Genomic DNA, 6397 nt, shown 5'->3' with positions numbered 1-6397 from the left:
CGATCCGGTCCAGCCACACCGCCGTCGACAGGTTCGACACCCGGCTGCCGCCGGACACCGACGCCGCCTTCGCGCTCCACTCCGGGTTCACGTAACCACGCGCCCCCGAGTACGGGTTGTCGACCTTCACACCGGGCACGGTCGGGCTGGGACTCGGGCTCGTCGGCGCGCTCGGCGACGCGCTCGGGCTGGCCGGGGCACTCGGGCTGGCACTCGGGCTGGCCGGCGTGCTCGGCGACGCGCTCGGGCTGGCGGGCGTGCTGGGGCTCGCGGTCGGGGTGACCCCGCCGACGGTGCACGCGACGTTGTTCAGGGTGAACGCGGTCGGCTTCGGGTTGCTGCCGGTCCACCGGCCGTTGAAGCCGATGCTGGTCGACGCGCCGGTGCCGAGGGCGCCGTTCCACGACAGGTTGGTCGCGGTGACGTTCGCGCCGGAGGCGGTCCAGTTCGCCGACCAGCCCTGGGTGAACGTCTGCCCGCTCGGGAAGGCGAACTTCAGGGTCCAGCTGGTGAGCGCGTCGCCGGTGTTCTTGACGACCACGGTGCCGGTGAAGCCGCCGCTGCCGGTGCCTTCGGTCCAGTCGTTCGTGGTGTACGTGATGTCGCAGCCGGGGGCGGCGTGCGCCATGGTCGCGGGAATCGTGATGAGGCCGGCGACCACGAGGGTGCTCGCGCCGGACAGCGCTACGAGCTTGCGCCGGCCGGACAGCCGGATCGGGAATTTCATACCATCTCCTTGGGCGGTGACCGTGGCCCGATCAGGGCACGGTGTCGACCCGCGGGCACGGCGCAAAAGGGATGGCCGCACAGAGGGTCGCAGGTGGTACGTACGCCCGGCCCGGCGGGCGCTGTCTGATCGACCGGATCGCTCCGGTGGTACCTCCGCCGTCCCGGTGACCCGGGTGCCCTCGGCGGCAAGATCGCGTGGGCGCGCTCCCATACGCGAACGGGCTTATGTTTGCATAGTCGTAACGCGCACACAACACTCTCGTCGATTAATCTGGAAGCGCTCCCATCGATCAGGGCCGACGCGCCTGGCCACAGCCCGGAGGATGACGGCGGTCCGCGAACGCGGCTCCCGGACACCCGGCGGCCCGCCGGGGAGAGATACCCCACGACCCGGAACGGGGCGATCCGGTAGCCTGAGCGGTCGAGGGCTGCTAGCTCAATGGCAGAGCTGCGGACTTTTAATCCGTAGGTTCAGGGTTCGAGTCCCTGGCGGCCCACCAAACGAACAGGTCAAAGGCCCTTCCGGAGTCCGGGCAGGGCCTTTTTCCTGCGTGCAGCAGTGAAGGTCGATCGTCCGGGCCCTCGCCGAGCTGCCGGAGCGCACGCACCCAGGTCGACCAGCTTCTCGACGCCTGGCACGAAACCGCCGGGCGCAGGGAACCGGATCGGGCTGCCGATGCCTTCTGGGCGGGTGGAGCAGCAGACCGATCACGAGGGGACCGTCATGACCGAACGTATCCGGGCATTGCTCGACGAGGCTGCCGAGGAGATCAGGCCGCTGGCCGCCGACCCGGCCCCCGGCATCGTCCGGCGAGCTGTGGCACGCCGGAGGCGGGTGATCGCGGCGACCGCCGTGGTCGCCACCGTCGCGGCCCTGGCCGCGGGCACCGTCCTGCGCGTGGTCGGCGGGACCGGCCCCGCGCCGCGCGAGGTGGCGGCTTCGCCGTCCCCGCTGCCCTCGCCGCTGCCGCGCGTGCTGGAGCCGGAGGTGGTGGACGGGGAGGTGCGTTTCAACGGCCTGATCCTGCCGCTGGCACCGGGCTGGAAGTACCGCGAGGTCGAGACGGCCGTCGACTACTGTGTGATCGAGCCGAAGACGGTGGTGCTCGCCATGAACGGGCTTGGTCCCGGGGGCGACTGCAACGCCCACGCCCAGCTTCAGTTGAGCGACGACTGGCAGCGGTATTACCGCGTGCACATGTTCCAAGCCGGGCGCAGGTTCTCACTCGGTCTCAATGAGATCGTGCTTCCCGGCGGCCAGCCGCTCTGGCTGGACGACAACGAGGTGCACAACATCGTGCGCGGGATGCAGAGCTCGTTCACGGCGGGCAGCCTGGCCGCGCCCTGGGCCGCGGCACGTCTCTCGTACGAGATGAGCCCCGCCGAGGCGGCAGCCGTTCTGCAGTCGATCCGCGGAGTTCCGGCACCGGTGACTCGTCTGGTGGTGCCTGACGGCGTGTCAGACGTCTACCTGAACCTGGACGGGGAGACGGTGCATTCGACGGATCCCGCGGTGCTCAAGCAGGTCATCGAACGGCTGCGCGGGCTGGAGCGCATGGTCCAGCCCGCCGAGCTGCCGTGCGCCGGCGCAAAGGTGATCAGCCCACGCCTGCCCGACTGGTTGCTCGCCGCGAAGGACATGGCGCAGCTGGATCTCGTGATCATGAATCCGAGCCCTTCGCCCGCCACCACCAAGATCAGCGTGCTCCATCAGGTGACGGTGGGCATCGGCACGGCCGCGGAGTGCTCCTTCGCCACGTCCTCGGATGGTGGCCGGGTGTGGCTGCCGGCCGGGTTCGCCGCCGAGCTGCACGAGCTGATCGGGGGTAAGCCGTGAAGCAGCAGTTCACCGATTTCGTCCATGCCCGTTACCCGGCTCTGGTCCGGCACGGCGCGATGCTGACCGGCGACCGTGGACACGGCGAGGATCTCGCCCAGGAAGCGCTGATCAAGACCTACCGGGCGTGGCGGAAGCTGTACCCCGACGGCGATCCTGAGGCGTACACCCGCAAGGTGATGGTCCGGGCCGCCTGGCGGGCGGGCCGGCGCCTCTGGCGGCGGGAGGTGCCGACCGGCGTGCTGCCGGACGCACCGGTGCGCGACGACTTCGCGGTGCGCGACACCGCTGAGCTGGTGCTCGGTGCGCTGCGCGCGCTGCCGGCCCAGCAGCGGGTGGTCCTCGTGCTGAGGTACTGGGTGGACCTGCCGGAGCAGGACATCGCGGCGATGCTGGGCTGTTCGCCGGGGACGGTCAAGAGCCGGGCCAGCCGGGCGATCGCCGCGCTGCGCGCCATGGACGGCCCGCTCGCCGACGCGTTCTCGCTCAGCACCGCGGGCCAGGGCGGCTAGGCCTCGCCTCGGGAGACGAGCCGGCCGCTGCACGGGACCCACGGGGGCCGTGCAGCGGCCGGGCTCAGAAGGCGTATGCGGTGACGTCGGCGACGACCACCGTCACGTTGTCCGGCGCACCGGCGGCGAGCGCCAGCTTGATCAGCCGGTCGGCGATGGCCTCCGCGTCTGTGTACCCGCCCAGCACCTCGGCCAGCGCCTCGTCGGTGACGATGTCGGACAGGCCGTCGCTGCACAGCAGCAGCCGGTCCCCGATCTCCAGGGTCAGCGTGGTGACGGTCGGCGTGAACTCGCGGCCCTGCACCGCCTGGGTGATGATCGAGCGGTGCGGGTGGTGCCGGACCTCCTCGGGGGCGAGCAGGCCGCGCTCGACCATCGCCTGGACCAGCGTGTCGTCCACGGTGAGCTGGCGCAGCCTGCCGCCGCGCACCAGGTAGGCCCGGGAGTCGCCGACGTGCAGCAGCGTCGCGTTGTCGGGGCCGAGCAGGACCGCGGTGAGCGTCGTGCCCATACCGTCGATCGCGGGTTCGGCCTCGATGGCCTCGCGGATGCGGCGGTTGGCCACGGCCAGCTCTGCCAGCAGCACGTCCGCCCCGTGCCGGGCGCCGTCCTGCTCCAGCGGGGCGAGGGTCTCGATGACGATCCGGCTGGCCACCTCGCCTGACGGGGAGCCGCCGACACCGTCGGCCACCGCCACGAAACGCCTGCCCGCGAACGCCGAGTCCTCGTTGTTCTCACGGACGAGTCCGGCATCGGTGCGGGCGACGGCGTGCAGGCTCAGGGTCATGGTGCATAGCCTGCCTACTGAGACGCGGTTTGTCTTTAAGCAGTAGTACTTATCCCTGCCGAATGCCGACCGCCGAGTCCTCGCCGGCTGCCGCCACGGCCGCACAGATCCACTCTGAGCTGCTCCTTTGCCGGACTACGGCCGCCGGTCCCGGGTCCTGGCGGGTTCGGTTCTGTCCGGGGCCGGCCGTCCCGGCGTGTCCGCCGGACACGAGTCCGGGGCGGCAGCGAGTGCGCGGCGCGCGCCGGCGCGACGGCCGCGCCCGTGCGGCGGCTCGCGCTCGACCCGCATGGCGAGCGCTCGCAGGTCAGCGGGAGTGCCCGTGACGTTGGTACGTATGGTGAACCGATGACGCCGGTGCCGATGGTGGGACGCGCGGCCGAGCTGGCGGAGCTCGTGCGGCGGTGGTCACAGGTCCGCCAGGGCGGCCCGACGCCCGCCGCCGTGGTGTCGATCACGGGGGCGGCCGGTATCGGCAAGTCGCGCCTGGTCGCGAGCGCGCTCGCGGCGTTCTCGCCGGCCCCGGACGCGGTGCTGTACGGCGTGGCGCGGCTGCACACCCCGGCGCCGTACGACTGGCTGGCGGCGGTGCTCAGCGGCCGGGACACCCACGACCTGCCGGTGCCCGCCGACGGCCTGGCCTGGCTGGCGCAGGACCCGCACGCGCCGAGCGAGCGGTACGCGCCCGGCGCGCTGCTGCGGCTCGCGGTGCGGACCGTGCGGGCGCTGGTCGGCGCGGGTCCGGCGGTGCTGGTGGTGGAGGATCTGCACGCGCTCGACCCGGCCAGCCTCAACCTGGTCGGCGAGCTGGCTGCCGCGCCCGACCTGCCGGCGCTGCTCGTGGTGACCAGCCGCCCGCCGGACGCCGCGGACTCCCCGGAGCTGGTGGCCCGGACGCTCGCCCGGCTGTCCGGTGCGCGGGGGGCGGTCCGCCAGCACCTGGGCCCGCTGGGGCCGGCCGAGGTGGCGGAGGTCGTCACGCAGGTGCACGGCGTGATCCCGGAGCACCTGGCCGGGGCGGTCTGCGAACGGACCGGCGGCAACCCGTACTGGCTGGTCGAGCTGCTCGCGGCGACGGCCGGGCGGGGCCCGCAGGCGCTGCTCGACGAGCCGCTGCCCGGCCACCTGCGGCCGGCCGCCGCGCCGGAACCGGCCGAGCTGACCGCGCGCGAGCAGGAGGTGCTGCGCTGCCTGGCGGCCGGCATGTCCAACAAGCAGATGGCCCGGACCCTGGACATCTCCATCCGCACGGTCGCGGTGCACGTGTCCAACCTGCTGCGCAAGACGGGCTCGGCCTCGCGGACCGAGGCGGCGCTGTGGGCAGTGCGCCGGGGCTGACCGGCGGGACGCGGGAACGTCCGGCCTACGCGATTTGCACCATTTCCTTCGCTAAGCTGGCACCCGCCCGTGCCGTCTAGCCAGGGGGACCAGTGCAGCTCACGTTCATCCGCAAGACAGTGCTGTCCGGTGACACCAACTGCCCGTCGCTGTACCGCACCGACCGGAACACGTTCGTGGTCCAGGGGTGGCGGGTCACCGATCCGGAGGCCCTGCGCCAGCTCGACATCCCGGCGCACGAGACCGTCGTGGAGGTCCCCTCCGACGTGCTCGCCGAGATCGCCCGCAGCCTGTAGCTGCGAAGAAGGGTGCCCTCACCACGCTCCGCGTGGCGAAGGCACCCTTCTTCGGGGTCAGTCTTCGAGCTCTTCGACGAGGTCCTCGTCGGAGCGGCGGGAGCGGCGGCGGCGGCGCAGCGACGGCATGGCCATCACGAAGCCGACCTCGCGGCGGCGGCGGTAGTAGTGGCGGCGGCGCGGGCCGGCGATGGCGTACACGATCGACGTGATGACGCCGAAGACGACGTAGACGCCGAGGATGAAGATGCCGCCGGCGTCCTTGATGCCGAACACGGAGCCGTCGCCGAACATCGGCAGGATCAGCATCGCCAGCACCAGCCAGGTGATCATGCCCCAGACCAGGCCGACACCGACCGCGGGGACGATCTGGCCGCGGATGAACTTGCCGACGAACGCGCCGAACAGGCCGCCGGCCGCGCCCGCGACCATCAGCACCATCACCCACGCGGTCGAGGCCTCGACCTCGCCGACGAGCTGGGCGTACGGCTTGATGTGGCCGGTGATCTGCAGCGCGAGGGCCAGGAACAGGCCGCCGGCGACACCGCCGACCACGCCGGCGCCGGTGCGGCTGACGAAGTTCACCTGAGGGGTGTATTCACTCATGATCGAGCTCCGGAGGGGTTGAGGGATCGCGGGCAGACCCTACAACGCCCAGGCAAGCCGCACCTAACCATTGTCTCCTATGTGATCTAAGCCCAACGGGCTCGCGGACCGCCGCCGACCGGGCACATCGGACACTAGTTCGTTGGCACATTAAACTATTGACATGCCTGTGACGGCCGTGTGAACCTCTCCACGGGACCGGTGCGCGCAACCGAGGGCAGTCCCGCGCCACGCATTCGCACGTTCTGTCGCCGTTGCCGGCACAGGCGGTGCGGCGGTGAACACTGCCCGG

Annotated in this window: 7 protein-coding genes and 1 tRNA gene; 5 read left to right on the top strand and 3 right to left on the bottom strand. The window is 71.7% G+C overall.

The genetic code is table 11. The annotated features are described in order from the left end of the window. Positions 1 to 727 (bottom strand): cellulose binding domain-containing protein (locus HAV39_RS40825; RefSeq protein WP_191844440.1); only part of this gene is annotated, 727 nt, incomplete at its 3' end. 427 nt (positions 728 to 1154) lie between these two features. On the opposite strand from HAV39_RS40825, the gene HAV39_RS40820 reads away from it, so the two are divergent. The 3 genes from HAV39_RS40820 to HAV39_RS40810 all read left to right on the top strand — a co-directional run bounded on the left by HAV39_RS40820 (position 1155) and on the right by HAV39_RS40810 (position 3078). Then, positions 1155 to 1229 (top strand) — tRNA-Lys (locus HAV39_RS40820). 224 nt (positions 1230 to 1453) lie between these two features. Next, positions 1454 to 2566, top strand: coding sequence for a hypothetical protein (locus tag HAV39_RS40815; RefSeq protein WP_191844439.1), 1113 nt, complete (start codon positions 1454 to 1456; stop codon positions 2564 to 2566). Beyond that, positions 2563 to 3078, top strand: a complete 516-nt coding sequence (locus HAV39_RS40810; protein WP_191844438.1) for a SigE family RNA polymerase sigma factor — start codon at positions 2563 to 2565, stop codon at positions 3076 to 3078. The genes HAV39_RS40815 and HAV39_RS40810 overlap by 4 nt, the downstream gene beginning before the upstream one ends. A 64-nt stretch (positions 3079 to 3142) precedes the next feature. Here the strand turns inward: HAV39_RS40810 and HAV39_RS40805 are convergent, their stop codons facing one another. Further along, entirely contained in the window at positions 3143 to 3865 is a 723-nt protein-coding gene (locus HAV39_RS40805) for a PP2C family protein-serine/threonine phosphatase (protein WP_191844437.1), read from the bottom strand. 348 nt (positions 3866 to 4213) lie between these two features. Between HAV39_RS40805 and HAV39_RS40800 the strand changes: the two genes are divergently transcribed. Beyond that, complete coding sequence (locus HAV39_RS40800) at positions 4214 to 5203, top strand: LuxR C-terminal-related transcriptional regulator (protein ID WP_191844436.1); 990 nt, start codon at positions 4214 to 4216, stop codon at positions 5201 to 5203. Positions 5204 to 5295: 92 nt separating this feature from the next. Then, the gene (locus HAV39_RS40795; protein ID WP_191844435.1) at positions 5296 to 5499 is read left to right on the top strand and encodes a hypothetical protein; all 204 of its coding nucleotides are present in this window, start codon (positions 5296 to 5298) and stop codon (positions 5497 to 5499) included. 57 nt (positions 5500 to 5556) lie between these two features. Here HAV39_RS40795 and HAV39_RS40790 read toward each other — a convergent pair whose 3' ends face one another. After that, positions 5557 to 6105 (bottom strand): hypothetical protein, encoded by a 549-nt coding sequence (locus tag HAV39_RS40790; RefSeq protein ID WP_191844434.1) that lies wholly within the window; start codon positions 6103 to 6105, stop codon positions 5557 to 5559. Positions 6106 to 6397 lie beyond the last annotated feature (292 nt).

Source organism: Catellatospora chokoriensis, from assembly GCF_011297315.1.
In the GTDB taxonomy this organism is placed as follows: Bacteria; Actinomycetota; Actinomycetes; order Mycobacteriales; family Micromonosporaceae; genus Catellatospora; species Catellatospora citrea.
This window is presented reverse-complemented; position numbering and strand designations above follow the sequence as displayed.